General features: G+C 54.6%; 15 protein-coding genes. 6 read left to right on the forward strand and 9 right to left on the reverse strand.

Annotation, left to right across the window (positions count from 1 at the left end; all coding sequences use genetic code 11):
- Nucleotides 1–15: 15 nt before the first annotated feature.
- Together SIB66_RS06205 and SIB66_RS06210 are read right to left on the reverse strand one after the other, a co-directional pair.
- On the reverse strand, nt 16–1,017 hold the full coding sequence (locus SIB66_RS06205; protein ID WP_063406254.1) for a heme o synthase: 1,002 nt from the start codon (nt 1,015–1,017) through the stop codon (nt 16–18).
- A complete protein-coding gene (locus tag SIB66_RS06210) occupies nt 1,010–1,933 on the reverse strand; it encodes a COX15/CtaA family protein (RefSeq protein ID WP_063406253.1) in 924 nt (307 codons plus the stop codon). The genes SIB66_RS06205 and SIB66_RS06210 overlap by 8 nt, the downstream gene beginning before the upstream one ends.
- Nucleotides 1,934–2,239: 306 nt before the next feature.
- Here SIB66_RS06210 and SIB66_RS06215 point away from each other — a divergent pair, with 306 nt between their 5' ends.
- The 4 genes from SIB66_RS06215 (at nt 2,240) to SIB66_RS06230 (ending at nt 5,816) form a co-directional block, all read left to right on the forward strand.
- A complete protein-coding gene (locus tag SIB66_RS06215) occupies nt 2,240–3,064 on the forward strand; it encodes a cytochrome c oxidase subunit II (RefSeq protein ID WP_063406252.1) in 825 nt (274 codons plus the stop codon).
- Nucleotides 3,061–4,737 (forward strand): cytochrome c oxidase subunit I, encoded by a 1,677-nt coding sequence (ctaD, locus tag SIB66_RS06220; protein WP_063406251.1) that lies wholly within the window; start codon nt 3,061–3,063, stop codon nt 4,735–4,737. Before SIB66_RS06215 ends, ctaD begins: the two co-directional genes overlap by 4 nt.
- Nucleotides 4,734–5,357 carry a heme-copper oxidase subunit III gene (locus SIB66_RS06225; RefSeq protein WP_063406250.1) on the forward strand — a complete coding sequence of 208 codons (624 nt, stop codon included), beginning with the start codon at nt 4,734–4,736 and terminating at the stop codon, nt 5,355–5,357. The genes ctaD and SIB66_RS06225 overlap by 4 nt, the downstream gene beginning before the upstream one ends.
- Before the next feature lie 96 nt (nt 5,358–5,453).
- Complete coding sequence (locus SIB66_RS06230) at nt 5,454–5,816, forward strand: AbrB family transcriptional regulator (protein ID WP_011825310.1); 363 nt, start codon at nt 5,454–5,456, stop codon at nt 5,814–5,816.
- A gap of 103 nt (nt 5,817–5,919) precedes the next feature.
- Here SIB66_RS06230 and SIB66_RS06235 read toward each other — a convergent pair whose 3' ends face one another.
- Together SIB66_RS06235 and SIB66_RS06240 are read right to left on the reverse strand one after the other, a co-directional pair.
- Entirely contained in the window at nt 5,920–6,510 is a 591-nt protein-coding gene (locus SIB66_RS06235) for an HdeD family acid-resistance protein (RefSeq protein ID WP_063421596.1), read from the reverse strand.
- Nucleotides 6,511–6,602: 92 nt separating this feature from the next.
- A complete protein-coding gene (locus SIB66_RS06240; protein WP_063406248.1) occupies nt 6,603–7,265 on the reverse strand; it encodes a riboflavin synthase in 663 nt (220 codons plus the stop codon).
- A 69-nt stretch (nt 7,266–7,334) separates the two neighbouring features.
- On the opposite strand from SIB66_RS06240, the gene SIB66_RS06245 reads away from it, so the two are divergent.
- Nucleotides 7,335–7,919 (forward strand): bifunctional nuclease family protein, encoded by a 585-nt coding sequence (locus tag SIB66_RS06245; protein ID WP_236070216.1) that lies wholly within the window; start codon nt 7,335–7,337, stop codon nt 7,917–7,919.
- Nucleotides 7,916–9,052 (forward strand): aldo/keto reductase, encoded by a 1,137-nt coding sequence (locus tag SIB66_RS06250; protein ID WP_063406247.1) that lies wholly within the window; start codon nt 7,916–7,918, stop codon nt 9,050–9,052. Before SIB66_RS06245 ends, SIB66_RS06250 begins: the two co-directional genes overlap by 4 nt.
- Here the strand turns inward: SIB66_RS06250 and SIB66_RS06255 are convergent.
- The 5 genes from SIB66_RS06255 to topA form a co-directional block, all read right to left on the reverse strand.
- Nucleotides 9,041–10,060, reverse strand: coding sequence for an ABC transporter substrate-binding protein (locus tag SIB66_RS06255; protein ID WP_063406246.1), 1,020 nt, complete (start codon nt 10,058–10,060; stop codon nt 9,041–9,043). The two genes, SIB66_RS06250 and SIB66_RS06255, sit on opposite strands and share 12 nt — an antisense overlap.
- Before the next feature lie 29 nt (nt 10,061–10,089).
- Nucleotides 10,090–11,301 carry a nicotinate-nucleotide--dimethylbenzimidazole phosphoribosyltransferase gene (locus tag SIB66_RS06260; protein ID WP_063421594.1) on the reverse strand — a complete coding sequence of 404 codons (1,212 nt, stop codon included), beginning with the start codon at nt 11,299–11,301 and terminating at the stop codon, nt 10,090–10,092.
- Nucleotides 11,273–11,881 carry a DUF2232 domain-containing protein gene (locus SIB66_RS06265; RefSeq protein WP_063394997.1) on the reverse strand — a complete coding sequence of 203 codons (609 nt, stop codon included), beginning with the start codon at nt 11,879–11,881 and terminating at the stop codon, nt 11,273–11,275. The genes SIB66_RS06260 and SIB66_RS06265 overlap by 29 nt, the downstream gene beginning before the upstream one ends.
- Nucleotides 11,882–11,949: 68 nt before the next feature.
- Nucleotides 11,950–12,426: a hypothetical protein gene (locus SIB66_RS06270; RefSeq protein ID WP_063406244.1), complete on the reverse strand. Its 477-nt coding sequence runs from the start codon at nt 12,424–12,426 to the stop codon at nt 11,950–11,952.
- Nucleotides 12,426–15,125, reverse strand: coding sequence for a type I DNA topoisomerase (topA, locus tag SIB66_RS06275; protein ID WP_236073742.1), 2,700 nt, complete (start codon nt 15,123–15,125; stop codon nt 12,426–12,428). Before topA ends, SIB66_RS06270 begins: the two co-directional genes overlap by 1 nt.
- Nucleotides 15,126–15,135 lie beyond the last annotated feature (10 nt).

Here is a 15,135-nt window from a genome sequence, read left to right on the forward strand (position 1 = left end):
TCTAGTGACTTCTGTTTAGATGAACTTCCCGCTGCTCGCCATCTGCTGAAGCAAAGACCAGGCCTGAAGATCAAAATTAGCCGCCATGGGCAAACGACTAACCACCAAAAGAAGGCAGATACCAAACATATAGAAGATCGACCAACGGAAGAGCCCCTTGGCTCGATCAACATTCTCCGGAGCAGCACCTAACTGATGAACCATTTGCAGCAAACGAGCATTGAAAGGGATCAACAAAAGTCCGTAGAGCAAGCCCCCCTCCGGCAAGGCCAAGACACCAAAACCGCTGAGTAGAACCGTGGCCCAGCCATAACGAGAAATAGCTCTGACGGTGACCACAGGGCCCTGAACAACAGGAAGCATGGGTATCCCAACAGCCCTGTAGTCGTCTCGCAGCAACAGGGCCAAGGCCCAAAAATGCGCTGGGGTCCAAAGCATGACCAGCGAGAACAACCACCATCCACTAAGGCCCACATGGCCGCTGGCCGCAGCCGCACCCACGAGAGGGGGGATCGCTCCAGCAACCCCTCCGATGACAATGTTTTGGGGCGTGCGGGGCTTCAAGATCGCCGTGTAAAGCAGCACGTAACTGCACAGACCAAGCAAAGACAGGCCAGCCGCAAGACAGTTCACACCACTCACTAACAGAGCCGCTGCCGCCAAGGTGCAAGAGATGGCACCGATGAACGCCGCAGTTGGAGACAAGCGTCCTGAAGGCAAAGCCCTACCACTTGTGCGTTGCATGCGCCCATCAAGATCCTGTTCCCAAATGCAGTTGAGAACACCAGCAGCAGCAGCAGCTAGAGCCCCTCCTCCTAGGGTGCAGGCCAGCTTGAGAGAAGGTAGGGGCCAACCTTCGGATAGTGCCATCCCACCAAGGGTTGTGGCCAAAAGCAGTGGAATTAAGCGTGGTTTGGCAATCTCCAACCAAGCGGGCAGCTTGATCCGCTTGCGAGAAGGCACGATCTGCTCCCGGGTCAGCCCCCCCTGGAGCATCTCTGGTGTTGAACTAACCATGACAATGGTCTATCGAGGATGAATCACCAACGGGAGACACCGGCAAAGGTGATCCTTCCGGATTACGGAAGGTAAGGGCGGCAAGCAATGCCACAAGCAGAGTTGCAACCAGCTGATGGCAAACCGTCACTGCAGGCTGGGATAGTCCAAGCTGCAAGGTAAGAAATCCAAGGCCTACCTGGGTCACAACGAGTCCTAAAGCAGATATCAAAAAAGGCCACTGGCGTCGAGGCCAGCCACCGACCAAGAGAGCAGTGCCAACAAAGATCCCTACGCATGCTGCAACGGGTGTGGCAGAAATACGGTGCCAAGTCAGCCATTGACAGGCTTGTCCGCCATTCAGACAACGCTGGGCCGCCCAGGCCGTGGCCATACGACCACCAAGAAGACATTGACCTATCACTGCCAACAAGGAGGCTCCACCCATCAGGCGCCACCACAAAGGCGGTGACTCAACAGAAGAGGACAACAATCTCTGAGCTAGAGCACTCACCGCCGCCACAAGTGTGAGTGCAAATGCCAGATGCGCCGTCACCACACCAGAAGGCAAAAGCTGCAAGACAGTCAGAGCTCCAAGAGCTCCCTGGACTAAAACTAAAACCACCAGGCCGCCGCAGACCCAGGGAAGCCAAGCGGGCAACTGAGAACGCCAAAAAATAGCAGCCCCTAATTGCGCTAACAGGGCAAGGCCCACCACAAAGGCGTCAAGGCGATGAAACCACTCAAGAAAAACCTGGACATTCATCTGACGCCCAGGCAGCAGAGAGCCATAACAGAGCGGCCAATCCGGACAAGCCAACCCTGCCTCCATCACACGCGTTGCGCCTCCGATCACAACCAGCGCAATCAGGGCAACGACAAGATGAACAGCCAACTGAGCAAGACGCCAGCGAACCCGAGGCAGAGACGACATCATGCTACTATGCTAAAATAAAAGGATGCAAATCGATGGAGCGGCTTTAATCGCAAATCGCAAAGAGCAGGGTTGTTATCTCTGAGGATGGAGCGATTGAATCATCAGATTCACCTTGTCTAGACGACTGCTACTTCACTACTGGTCGCCAAATCACCCATCCCTGACAGAAGCGCTCAGGCAAAAAAACCTAACCTCATCAGACACCTTGCAAAATAAGGATTTCTTGCAAAATTTGCGACGACTTAATAATCACTGCATGTTGCTTTGGAGCGATCTCCATAGCCTTAAAAGATCCAAATAGATTCTGTGCGGACTCCCTTTGCCATCCTGACGCTGGCGTTGGTCATTGCCCTTGTACTTGGAGGCCTATGGATTGGCCAGAACGTCAATCTGCTCCCTGTTGATGCAAGTGCGAATGCACCCGTATACGACGAACTCTTCCGAGTTCTTTTCAGCATCGGAGCAATCCTTTTCCTCGGTATTGTCGGGTTGGTTGTATTCAGCCTGATTAAGTTCCGCAGACGTCCTGGTCAATTGGAGGACGGCCTCGCCATTGAAGGCAATCTCCCTCTTGAAATCTTTTGGACAGCTGTACCTGCTGTGGTCGTTTTGTTTGTTGGGCTTTACAGCTTCGACATCTACGACCGCATGGGCGGAATGGTTCCATTAGCCCATGACGCCCATGACCATCAGATGATGGACATGAAGGAACAAATCTGGGGAGGGATCGGTTCTGTAGCTGATGCCTCCAGCACTGACAACAGCCTTGCCGCACTAGCGGTGGAAGTTACCGCAATGCAGTATGCCTTCCTCTTCCACTATCCCCAAGGCGACATCATTTCAGGCGAGTTGCACGTGCCTCTAGGCCAACCTGTGACACTGCGCATGGAATCCAAGGATGTCATCCATGCCTTCTGGGTTCCCGAATTCCGCATCAAGCAAGACATCATTCCTGGTCAGCCCACTCTCTTGAACTTCACAGCAACCAAGCCAGGTCGCTATCCAATCATCTGCGCCGAACTCTGCGGTCCATACCACGGGAACATGCATACGAAAGTGATTGTCGAAGCGCCCGGTGACTACGACACCTGGTTCAGCAACAACGCCAAAACAACGGTTTCAGAAGCATGACGGTTGCTATCTCTCCTCCTAGCAAAAAGCAATCAGATGGTCTTCAACCAACTGGCTGGTTGCGTTACTTCAGCTTCAGCCTTGACCACAAGGTCATCGGTCTGCAGTACTTGGTTTGCGGATTCATCTTCTACCTAATCGGGGGAGTGCTTGGTGGCGCCATCCGCATCGAACTCGCCAGCCCCATCGCCGACTTCATGGCCAGGGATGTCTACAACCAGGTGCTAACTCTGCACGGCACGGTGATGATCTTCCTGTGGATCGTGCCGGTCGTGAACGGTGCCTTCGGCAACTATCTCATTCCGTTTTACGTGGGAGCCCGTGACATGGCCTTCCCTCGACTCAATGCCGTGGCCTTCTGGATGATCCCTCCAGCTGGCCTGTTGCTGATCAGTAGCTACTTCATTACTGGTGCTGCTCAATCCGGCTGGACGGCCTATCCACCACTGAGTATCACCACCCCCGCCGCAGGACAGATCTTATGGATTCTCAGTGTTCTCTTGCTTGGCGGTAGCTCAATCTTTGGTGGCATCAACTTCATCGCCACCATCCTCAAGCTGCGGCAGCCCGGGCTCAAGCTGATGCAACTACCCATGTACTGCTGGGCGATGCTCGGCACAAGCATCCTGGTGGTGCTCTCCACGCCAGTACTGGCTGGAACACTGGTTCTTTTAAGTTTCGACATCGTTGCCAATACAGGATTCTTCAACCCCAGCCTGGGCGGGAACGCAGTCGTTTACCAACATCTTTTCTGGTTCTATTCCCACCCAGCTGTATACATCATGGTGCTGCCAGCCTTCGGATTGGTCAGTGAAATCCTTCCTGTTCACTGCCGCAAACCACTTTTTGGCTACACCTCAATGGTGTATTCAATCATGACCATCGTGATCCTTGGCCTCGTGGTTTGGGCACATCACATGTTCACAAGTGGAACACCTCCTTGGATGCGCCTCTTTTTCACCATTGCCACATCCTTTATTGCCGTACCGACAGGAATTAAGTTCTTCAACTGGCTGGCAACACTTTGGGGAGGGCGCATCTCTCTAAACAGTGCTGTGCTTTTCTCCTGTGGCTTCATTGTCAACTTTGTGCTTGGCGGCATTACTGGTGTAGCACTTGCACAAGTTCCATTCGACATTCACGTGCATGATACCTACTTTGTTGTTGCCCATTTTCACTACATCGTCTATGGAGGTTCGGTGTTTGTGATCTTTGCCTCTATTTATCACTGGTATCCAAAATTCACTGGGCGCATGCTAAATGAGTCTCTGGGGCGGTTTCATTTTTTAATCACTTTCATCGGCTTCAATCTCTGCTTTGCCCCACAGCATTGGCTAGGCCTCAACGGCATGCCCCGCCGTGTGGCGGAATACGACCCGCAATTCACCGTAATCAATCAAATCAGCAGCGTTGGTGCCTTGCTGATGGCCATCAGCACGCTGCCATTTCTCTGGAACGTCGTGCAGAGTGCATTGAGCGGCCCCATTGCTGGAGACAACCCCTGGAGGGCGCTTACTCCTGAATGGCTCACCAGCTCCCCACCACCAGTGGAAAACTGGAGCGGCAAAGCCCCTCTGGTAACAGAGCCCTATGGCTATGGCGTACCTGAGGAGCAGCTCAACCTAGAAAAAACCAGCAACATTGATAGTGATCTAGGGAGCAAAAGCCAATGACATCCCTGCCAACGATCGACCATGACTATGAGGAGCAGGCTGATCTAGCAGATGAACAGGCTGAGCTTGGCGAGGAACATGCTGATCACCGCATGTTCGGCCTAGCCACCTTCCTAGTGGCTGATGGCATGACCTTCGCGGGCTTTTTTGTCGCCTATCTCACATTTCGGGCTGTCAATCCCCTGCTGCCTGATGCGGTTTATGAATTAGAGCTGCCCCTCCCCACCTTGAATACGGTGTTGCTCCTCGTGAGCAGCGCCACTTTCCATCGAGCTGGACAATCTCTGAAGCGCAACCAATCAGGCCAGTGTCAACGTTGGCTGTTCATCACTGCTGGCCTTGGGCTGGCCTTTCTAGCCAGCCAAATGGTCGAGTACTTCACACTGCCATTTGGTCTCACAGACAACCTTTACGCCAGCACCTTCTATGCCGTTACAGGCTTTCACGGGCTACACGTCACCCTAGGGACGATCATGATATTGATCGTCTGGTGGCAGGCGCGTTCACCAGGCGGTCGTGTCACCAGTGAAAACCATTTTCCCCTCGAAGCCGCTGAGCTCTATTGGCACTTCGTAGACGGCATCTGGGTGATCTTATTCATCATCTTCTACCTTCTCTAAAGCCAAGGCCCTTACATCTCAATCAAGAGAAGTTCGAGCAATAACTTGCCACGGTCGGAAGAATTCGTCAGAATCAACACGAATAAACCTGGCGAAATGCTCGTCGGAAAAGAACTTCTAGACAAGGCCAGGTCACTCAGCAACCGTCCTGAGGATGAGATTGCTCGTGGCTGCGGATACGTGGGGCCAAGTGGACGTGTCTTGCGCAAGAGTTTCTATCGAGCTCTCGTGGAAGCCAAGGGTTACAAGCTTCCCTCCAGCAGTGGAGGGCCAGCGGCTTCCCGCGGACGTCAGGCCGAGTTTCGCACTCGGGTCCACGGAAATGGCAACCTGCTTATTGGGCACGCCTATACACGCAGACTCGGCCTAGAGCCTGGCCAAGAGTTCCGAATCGAAATCCACAGAGAATCAGGTGCTATCTGGTTGCTACCACTAGAGAATGAGGGTGACAAGAAGTAATTTGCCCCCTCCTTAATGCTTTGGTCTCTCCATCATCAACATCGCCTTAGAGACACCCGAAAATTAGCAATTGGCACAACTGAATAGATCTTTTTTAGCCATTTCAGGTGAGAGCAGGGGGCTGGTTGTCGTCGTGCAGGGTTGAGCTAAAGGCAATCAAGTCAATGCCACTAAACAGAAAGCTGATTCCCACCAATACTCCGAGTACCCACGACAGCTGCCAAAACTTCATTGTCACAATCAACAAGCCAAGAATAAAAGTGATCACCCCATTGGCAATTGCCCAACCATACCCAGCGCGTTTTGCGTGCGCCATTCCAGTAAAGAAAGCCACGACACCCTCTGCCAAAAACACGATGCCAATCGCCAAGGCAAATGTCGCCACCTGAACAGCTGCTTCAGCAGGGTTCTTCATATTGGAGATCATCGATGCGCCTGCTACCAAGAAAAGTGTTGATACCACTAGACGCCAAAAACAAACCCAACGGGCCATCCGGGAAGAGCGAGCAAGGTTGCTAATCCAGCCAACGATGCCGCCCACCAGAAACAACACAGCAATCAACCCGGTCGTCCAACTTGCAGCAACCACCGGAAAGATCAAAGCCAACACACCAAGCACGATCAACACAATGCCTTCAGCAATCGCAAAGGCCTTGAAAGTGACCAAAGAATCCTGACGTTCATCAACGGTCATGAGATGTTCAAAATGAACAGCATCTGAACGCTATTGAGGGTCTCCTGATCCGGCCATGCTTTGTAAGATCCCTGTGCAAAAGACGTAGCGACTCAGCTCCACCCATGGCTGGCAAGCCACTCCGTTGAGATCTCTTGAGTGTTCCGGTTGCTTGCCATTGGTAAATGAGGCGCCCCTGCCAAAAGACGCTCGGTGTATTTGGCCAACAGATCGGCCTCCAGATTCACCACAGCTCCAACCTCCAAATGTTGTAAAGACGTGCTCGTCCAGGTATGAGCTATCACCGCTATCCAGAACCGGCTGCCGTCTTCAACGCATCCCGCAACAGTGAGACTGATGCCATCTAAAGCAATGCTGGCTTTTTCGCAGACATAGCGTCCGAAGGCAGGATCTTGCCAGCAGACCTCCAGATACCAGGACGTTGAGCGAGCATCCAGAGCCACCACCTCTCCAGATCCATCAACATGGCCACTAACCAGATGGCCTCCGAGACGGTCGCAGAGGCGAAGGGCTGGTTCAAGGTTCACAACCCCACCGCGATCCGCCTTGGCCCCAAGGCTGGTTCGACAAAGCGTCTCCTGACTGACATCAGCACGAAAACCATCCGCGATCAATTCAGCCACCGTTAGGCAGACCCCATCAACAGCCACACTGTCTCCCTCTGCCAGAGGTGCTAATGGGGAACAGCCTTGCACCAACAAGCCCGTCGCTCGACGCTGCACCCGTCCCACCGCCTGAACTAGCCCCGTAAACATGGCAGGCCGTATGTGGCAACATCACTGGCCATAATCGGACAAAAGGGGGATGGGGGGTCAGTGGTCGAGATGAGCGTTGCCGGTTTCGCACTCGACGCGTCCAGCCGCAGCCCAATCGTGCTGCTCAGGGATCCATCCGGACGAAGACAGGTGCCGATCTGGATCGATCAAGCCCAGGCGCACAACATCATGGCCGGAATTCAGGACTCACCTATACCAAGACCACTGAGCCACGACCTCATGGTGGCCCTGCTCAAAGCAGGAAATCTTCAACTTGAGAAGGTCATCATCCACGCGATTGAAGACAACACATTCCAGGCTGTACTCAAACTTCGTCTTAAGGCATCAGAGGAAGAACCGGAGGAAGAGAAGACTCCTGAGGAATCAACACTGCTGCTTGAAATTGATGCTCGTCCTAGTGATGCCATCGCCCTTGCAGTCCGCACCAAAAGCAGCATCTGGATGCTCGAGGAGGTCGTAGCAGAAGCCTCAATTCCTGTAGATGCCGAGGCTGACGCAGAAGATCAGAACGAATTCCGTCGCTTCCTTGATGAAGTGAGTCCTGCGGCTCTGGTCCGTCACCTCCAAACCCGTGAAAGTGAAACAGACGAACCCTTCAATTCTCCAGATCCCGATCCCGACCACCAGGAATGATGCCAATACGACGTCCCTTTGGTCGGGGACCGGCAGTGAGCCTATTCACCCTTGGGACGATGAGGGCAATCGGCTCAGCCGAGCAAATGTATGGGGTTGTTAAAGCTGCCCAGGCCGCTGGCATTAACCACATCGAAACCTCCCCGGCCTATGGCCCGGCAGAAAGTTTTCTTGGCACTGCTCTGCGACAGCTGCAACAAAACCAAGCTGAACCTTCTGGAGGCTGGGTCATTACCAGCAAACTTCTGCCAGGGCTAAGCCTGAAAGAAGGGCAGTGCGAATTGCACAACCTTTTGGCGCGACTTGGACGACCAAAGCTTGAAAACCTTGCAGTGCATGGCCTCAATCGCCCTGAGCACCTGGAGTGGGCCCTAAGGGGAGACGGCGCAGCGCTACTGCGTTGGGCTGAGGAAGAGGATCTTGTTGTCCAAGTGGGATTCACTAGCCATGGCTCATTTCCCCTCATCAAGGAAGCCTTAGCAAGCGGTCGTTTTCAATTCTGCAGCCTGCATCTGCACCTACTAGATCCCGAACGTATTCCCCTGGCACGGGAGGCCCTTGCATCAGGCATGGGTGTGATGGCCATCTCCCCTGCTGATAAAGGAGGACGGCTTCAAGACCCAAGCCCAACCCTGGTTGAGGACTGCAGCCCACTCTCTCCTCTCCAACTTGCCTATCGCTTCCTGCTGGCTGCAAAGATCAGCACCCTCAGCCTTGGTGCTGCTCAGCCAGAGGACCTCACTCTTGCTGCGCAGTTGGCCAACGCCGATGGGCCACTCAATCAACGCGAGCAAAGAGCTCTCAACCAACTTCGCCAACAAGGTGAGCGCCGCCTAGGTGCAAACCGATGCGGCCAGTGCAAAGCCTGCCTGCCCTGCCCAAATTCTGTACCAATACCAGATCTACTACGACTACGAAATCTGGCCGTAGGCCATAACCTTCAAGCTTTTACAGAAGAGCGTTACAACCTGATCGGACGAGCAGGACACTGGTGGGAAGGTATTGATGGCAGCGCCTGCGAGCGCTGTGGCGAATGCCTACCCCGTTGCCCCCATCACCTGCCGATCCCGGATCTCCTCGCTGACACACACCAACGCCTAGCAGCAGCTCCGAGGCGCAGGCTATGGGGTTGATTGGCTCCAGCGCTGATCCAGCTCAATCTGCTGAACAGCTTTAAGCACTGGTAAGGACCAACAACGCGACCAGACCTCCCTGGATGGCAACACAAAGGAGCGATAGGCCTTAGGAATTGCTCTTAAGGCAAGACGCAACTCTGCTCGTGGCAACGGAGGGATCCAACCACCGGCAAGCAATTGTCCCAGCAGAGGCTCCTGCCAAGACTGCTCGACCCATTGCTGTGGCAATGGCTCCCGAGTCAAGGCAGACCGTACAAGAACAGTCCAGTTCAATGGGGCTCCACTGTTGGGGAGTACCACGCTGAGCCTTGGGTCCCGACGCAAGCTCTGCAAGCAGCGCTGTAGCGGCAATACCGCGACCCGAGCTTTACCTTGAATTAACCAGTTGAGGCCCTGTCGATCATCAAAGGTGTAGGCCTGAGAACGCAGCTGACGCAATCCATCAGCAACCTGCATCCTCTCAGCCAGAGACATCACAAGACGGGGGCTCTGGGGTAACACCACCCGCCCCTTAAGAGCCGGGTCTAACAAAACCTGCCAGCCAGACCTTGCCTGTAATGCCCAAGGATCACCCTGACGAAAGAGCAACACCCAGGGGCTGACCCCAACAGGCAGAACTCGAGACTGAAGGGCAGGTCCCAGGCTGGCTTGAAAGGCCCTCGCCTGACCATCGAGCCGGTCTTGAAGCCCAGGCGCTTCGATCCGCTGCAAGGTTTTTGCGGGCAAGCTCGTCAGCCAACCATCACCAAGAGCCAACAGGTCATTGCCTTGCTCGAGTGCGGCGATGAAAGGGTTTCTACCTGCATCAGCTTCAATCGGTTGATAGTTCCAAGGCACGGGCAAACTGCGCCGCCATTTCTTTGGCAACGTTTCCGGAGTTGCTCTCAACAATGGGGCTGCTGAGGCACGTCCACAGCTCGCTAAGCCCATCAGCCCAGCCATCAAGCCCAGTTTTAGCAGCTCTCTTCGTCCAAGCTGCCTTTGTTCAAGCATGGCGCCACTCATCGATCAGACCCTACGGGGCGGAGAAAATCTCATGAGCAAGACGTCCCCAACAATCGGTTCATAGCTTGATCACACGCCTCCAACAGCTGCTCACAAGAAGCCCCTTGAAGCTGAGCCAATAGCGCCAGGGCTCCAGCACCAACACCTTCTTTGACATATCCAAGCTCATAATCCTGAAGAGCCCGATGCTGACTGTTATGAAAACGCAGCCCTGTGGCCAAGCCCAAAAGGCGAACACCGAAAGACTCCCCTACACAATCGATCAGACACTCAAGTGCACCTGGCCTGCCATCTGAACGCTTAGCCTCCTCTGCCAGCCAAGACGTGGTCCCAAGCACAATCCCATCAACCATGTCCTGGCGATGGGATGGTTCCATAGCTGCCAAGGCCAGAGCCAGCACGGCCACCATCTGACTGCCACCGCCAAGCATGACAGGCTGACCCGCCTCTCTTGCACCAAGTAGCAGCCCAACCGCTACGGGCTGAAAAGGATCACCTAAGGCCGCAATCACTCGCTGAGGTGGAGGGTTAAACCCCAAGGCCGCTTTACTCAATCCACGATCAACCAACTCCTGTTTCAACACCATTGGTGCTTGACGAGCACTACCACTGATCAGGTCAGCAACCTGCAAGCCAAGCCCGGTGAGTACAGCCTGAGCCGTGGTCGTTCCTCCAGGGACACATTCGGCCAATACCAAAGGACGACGAAGACCTCGCCCAAGGCAAAAGCCACGCTGCCAGAGAGCATGCACACGCGACAGACCCATGGCCTCACCAGTACTCAAACAAGCAGCCGGACCCATTCCCGGCGCCTCCAGGCGCAGATGGGGGAATGGTGGCGACAGGGTTAAGCCCACTGCCGCCACCAATGGGTCTACGCCAATCCAACGAGCGGCAACATAACTAATCAGGGCCGGTGAGATCCCTGCAGGAAGAGGTGGAAGCGAGCACAGCCTTGGCCTATCAGGGCCCTTAAGCAGCAGTTCCGCATCTGCCACAGCTGTGTAGCGACGGGCAGCCGAGGTAGCACCTGCCGCCGAAATGCCCTCCACCTCGGCAGTACGCGTTCCAGCCAACACCAAGAGTAAAGAAAACTCCAGGCCCCCATCCCTCCAGGGCCTTAACCATCTCTCCTGCGCGGCTGGAGATGCACCTGCACCAAAGGCTTTACAACCTAAAGGTAGACCTCTAGGAGGCGAACCCGGCTTGAAATTAGAGAGGATCCAGGGCAACGAGGCCATGCAGAAGTCTGGGGGGCTCGGGAATTGGTCCCTGCAGCCGAGGAAAAATCCAGAAGGCCAGTGCATGAAGAACAAGCACGTAGACCAACTCTTGAAAAACCACCAAAGCAAAGGCCATCAGCTGCACATGATTGAGATCTGGGGCCAGAGGCAGATTGAGCAGGTCCACCAATCGATCAAGCAGACCTGATCCTGCTCGGGTGATCACCACCCAAAGGTTCTCACCCACCAAAAGCGACAGCACCACAACCCTTACCAGAAAACCCGCTGTTCCAATCACAACTCCACACCCCCAACTCACCCACCAGCTCAGCCCACGATGCCAACTCCAGCCAAGCCAGAACGCTAGAAGGCCATAAGGGAACAGCACCAAGGGACCACGAACAGGCCCCATCAAGGCAATCAACAAAAGCACCGCCAGGGCAACACCCTCTAGCCCTGCCTTAGAACCGCGACGCACATGCAGCAGGGCTAAAGGCAATGGCAACGCCAGCCGAAATAGGGCTCCACCAACAGGGAGGTAATAGAGCGCCACCCAGATCAGAGCTGAAGCCGCCGCAAGGTAAGAAGTCTCCATCATTCTCAGGGCCTGGCGACGGCTTATGGGTTGAGAAGCTCTCGAACCCTTGCGCAAGCCACCAAACCAGATCAAGGCTGCGCTCCCATACCGGAAGGCGGCACTTTGATCAAAGACTGATCCTTGACCCGTTCAATCGTCTCAACCTCAAAAGTCACTCCAGCCATTCGTAATGCCTGAGTGACGGCTTCTGCCGGCGCCGAAGGATCGGCAGCGGACAACTTGATGGTGATGCGATAAGGCTGCGGGGTAACAGGGGTACTAGCCAACTCTGGCTTCTGCTCAACCTGTCTCGATGTCTGAGGATTAGCAGCTTCCGGGTTGCTCACGTCCTGATCAGGAGCTCTTGAGTCAGATGAAGAGTTCGTGGGTTCTGGATCACTGGAAACAGGTGCGACAGGCACAGGCTCCTGCGTGGGAGCATCAAAACTGTTCGCAAGTTCCTGACCAAACGGCGTATTGACGCAGGACTGCAACATCAACATAAGCAGCGGAACACACAGGCTTAACCCATTAGCAAGTAAGCCCCTTGCACTCACCTTGAGCATCAAACCTCACCAGGCTTGATGACCCGAACAGCACTGGCTCGCAACCGACCTGTCTTTGTAGTAGCAGGAGGTTTACGAGTTTTTGGTTTGCTTGCGGCGGGTTTTTTGCTGGTTGTTGAAGTGCTCTTTTTGCGTCGACTTGTCTTCTTACTTAAAGCCTTGGCAGCCAATAGCTCCATTGCTACATCAAGAGAAATGTCGTCGACTCCCTTCCCTTCAGGTAACGAGGCATTGAGCTTGCCCTGCTTGACATACAAGCCATAGGGACCGTCAAAAACCTGCACCGTCTCCTCACTCCCCTCCGGGATGCCAAGGTCTTTCAACGCAGTCCGGCCGCCCCTGCCCCGCTTGGGCATCGCCAAAAGCTCTAGGGCACGACTCAGCCCCACCGCCAGCACGTCATCCTCCCCCTTAAGGGAGCGATAGTCCTTCTCTCCCTTGCTCTTATCCCAGACCACATAGGGTCCGAAGCGACCCAAACCCGCCTGAATTCGTCCACCATCGGGATGCTCTCCCAGTAAGCGCGGCAGACGCAGTAAGCCCAATGCCTCATCAAGGCTGAGCTCATCAGGCTTCTTGCCTTTGGGCAAGGATGCCCGCTTCGGCTTGGGGTTGTCCTCACCCACCTGGCCTCGTTGCACATAAGGCCCGTACTGACCAAAAAGGAGGTAAACCTGATCACCGGTTTCCGGGTCTTCCCCAATCGATTCCGGGCCATCAGCTTTCTGCTTTAGAATCAGTTCGGCTTTCTCTGCATCAAGATCAGCAGGAGTGATCTCTTGAGGGAGGGTTGCCTTAAGCGATTCCTCCTCGCCGTCATCACCCACTCGTTTGGCTTCCAGATAGGCCCCAAAACGACCGATGCGCACCACACAGGGCAATCCCTCCAGATCCACAGTGCGAGACACACTGGAGTCGATGTCACCTTCACGCTGCTGAACCTGACTCTCAAGGCCCTTTTCGCCCTTGTAGAACCCTTCGAGATAAGGCAACCACTGCACCTTGCCCGTGGAAATCTCATCAAGCGTGAATTCCATCCGAGCCGTAAAGCTGGTATCGACAAGATCGGGGAAATGCTCCTCTAGAAGAGCGGTAACAGCAAAAGCAGTGAAACTGGGTGTAAGGGAGTTGTTTTGCAACGCTGCATAACCCCGATCAACGATGGTGCCGATGATGCTGGCGTAGGTGGAAGGCCTGCCAATGCCCTCCTTCTCGAGCATCTTCACCAGTGAAGCCTCGCTATAGCGAGCAGGCGGCTGAGTCTGGTGACCGAGGGCCTCCACATCCTGCAGCGTGGGCGAATCGTCAACCGCTAAATCAGGCAGCAAAACTTCCTGGCCTTCCAAGGCAGCGTCTGGATCATCACTGCCCTCCACGTAAGCTCGAAAGAAACCTGGGAAATCAATCCTCTTACCCGTGGCCCGAAACTTGGCATCCGCCACACGAAGATCAACCGCCAGCATGGTGAGTCGAGCCTCGGCCATTTGGCTGGCCACTGTTCGCTTCCAAATCAACTCATATAGGGCCATGTCGCGCCCTTCAAGTCCAGATTCACTTGGGGAACGGAAGCTTTCACCCGCTGGTCGTATCGCTTCGTGAGCCTCCTGGGCATTGCGTGACTTAGTGCTGAACTGACGTGGAGTTTTGCTCAGATAATCATCGCCATAGCGTGACCCCACGCAGCTCCGAGCAGCCTGAATAGCCTGCTCGGATAGATGCACAGAGTCAGTTCGCATATAGGTGATGAAGCCACGCTCATAAAGCCCCTGGGCACACCGCATCGTTTCCCTGGCCGAAAACCGCAACTTGCGATTTGCCTCCTGCTGCAAAGTGCTTGTAGTGAAAGGAGGCACCGGTTTACGTACCGTTGGTTTCTCTTCCACCGCCTCAACCCGCCACTGACTGCTGCGAACGGACTCGGAAAGAGTGAGCGCATCTGATTCGCCAAGCAGTCGAACATTTCTGCCAGCCTTTAAAGCGCCTGTCGCTTCATCGAAATCACTGCCGGTAGCAATCTTCTGGCCGTCCAGACTGGTGAGCTTTGCCTCAAATTGACCACCACCCTTATCAAGTTTGGCCTTTAGGTCCCAGTAGCTGCCGCTACGAAAAGCCCTACGGGCACGTTCACGCTGCACAAGCAACCGCACTGCTACGGACTGCACCCGACCGGCGGAGAGTCCCCATGCAACCTTCTTCCACAACAGAGGCGAAAGCGTGTATCCAACCAAACGGTCAAGAATCCGTCGCGTTTCCTGGGCATGGACCAGCTCCATGTCGAGATCTCTGGGCTGATCAAGAGCCTTAGCAATGGCTTCTTTGGTGATCTCGTGAAACACCATCCGCTTGACAGGCACTTTGGGAGCCAACAGCTGCAGCAAATGCCAGCTGATGCTTTCGCCCTCTCGATCTTCGTCAGTTGCCAACAACAGCTGATCAGCCTCCTTCAAAGCTGCCTTCAGCTCCTTGACCACCTTCTTTTTGTCCTTCGGAACCACATAAAGAGGTTCGAAATCCGCGGTGGTGTTCACGCCAAGGTTGGCCCATTTCTGCCCCTTTTGGGCCGCAGGGATTTCACTGGCGTTGTTGGGCAAGTCGCGCACATGGCCCATAGAGGCCTCCACACGGAAGTTCTTGGGCAGAAACCCTCGAATGGTTCTCGCCTTGGTAGGGCTTTCGACAATGACCAGAGTGTTCGCCACAGACGATATG

Origin of the sequence: Prochlorococcus sp. MIT 1318 (assembly GCF_047304505.1) — a bacterium.
Classification (GTDB): Bacteria; Cyanobacteriota; Cyanobacteriia; order PCC-6307; family Cyanobiaceae; genus Prochlorococcus; species Prochlorococcus marinus_D.

What these genes read in the sequence shown, in the direction of transcription:
- SIB66_RS06205 (WP_063406254.1), bottom strand. Translation starts at nt 1,017, where the DNA reads ATGGTTAGTTCAACACCAGAGATGCTCCAGGGGGGGCTGACCCGGGAG.
- SIB66_RS06210 (WP_063406253.1), bottom strand. Translation starts at nt 1,933, where the DNA reads ATGATGTCGTCTCTGCCTCGGGTTCGCTGGCGTCTTGCTCAGTTGGCT.
- ctaD (WP_063406251.1), top strand. Translation starts at nt 3,061, where the DNA reads ATGACGGTTGCTATCTCTCCTCCTAGCAAAAAGCAATCAGATGGTCTT.
- SIB66_RS06225 (WP_063406250.1), top strand. Translation starts at nt 4,734, where the DNA reads ATGACATCCCTGCCAACGATCGACCATGACTATGAGGAGCAGGCTGAT.
- SIB66_RS06230 (WP_011825310.1), top strand. Translation starts at nt 5,454, where the DNA reads ATGCTCGTCGGAAAAGAACTTCTAGACAAGGCCAGGTCACTCAGCAAC.
- SIB66_RS06235 (WP_063421596.1), bottom strand. Translation starts at nt 6,510, where the DNA reads ATGACCGTTGATGAACGTCAGGATTCTTTGGTCACTTTCAAGGCCTTT.
- SIB66_RS06240 (WP_063406248.1), bottom strand. Translation starts at nt 7,265, where the DNA reads ATGTTTACGGGGCTAGTTCAGGCGGTGGGACGGGTGCAGCGTCGAGCG.
- SIB66_RS06245 (WP_236070216.1), top strand. Translation starts at nt 7,335, where the DNA reads ATGAGCGTTGCCGGTTTCGCACTCGACGCGTCCAGCCGCAGCCCAATC.
- SIB66_RS06250 (WP_063406247.1), top strand. Translation starts at nt 7,916, where the DNA reads ATGATGCCAATACGACGTCCCTTTGGTCGGGGACCGGCAGTGAGCCTA.
- SIB66_RS06255 (WP_063406246.1), bottom strand. Translation starts at nt 10,060, where the DNA reads ATGAGTGGCGCCATGCTTGAACAAAGGCAGCTTGGACGAAGAGAGCTG.
- SIB66_RS06260 (WP_063421594.1), bottom strand. Translation starts at nt 11,301, where the DNA reads ATGGCCTCGTTGCCCTGGATCCTCTCTAATTTCAAGCCGGGTTCGCCT.
- SIB66_RS06265 (WP_063394997.1), bottom strand. Translation starts at nt 11,881, where the DNA reads ATGATGGAGACTTCTTACCTTGCGGCGGCTTCAGCTCTGATCTGGGTG.
- SIB66_RS06270 (WP_063406244.1), bottom strand. Translation starts at nt 12,426, where the DNA reads ATGCTCAAGGTGAGTGCAAGGGGCTTACTTGCTAATGGGTTAAGCCTG.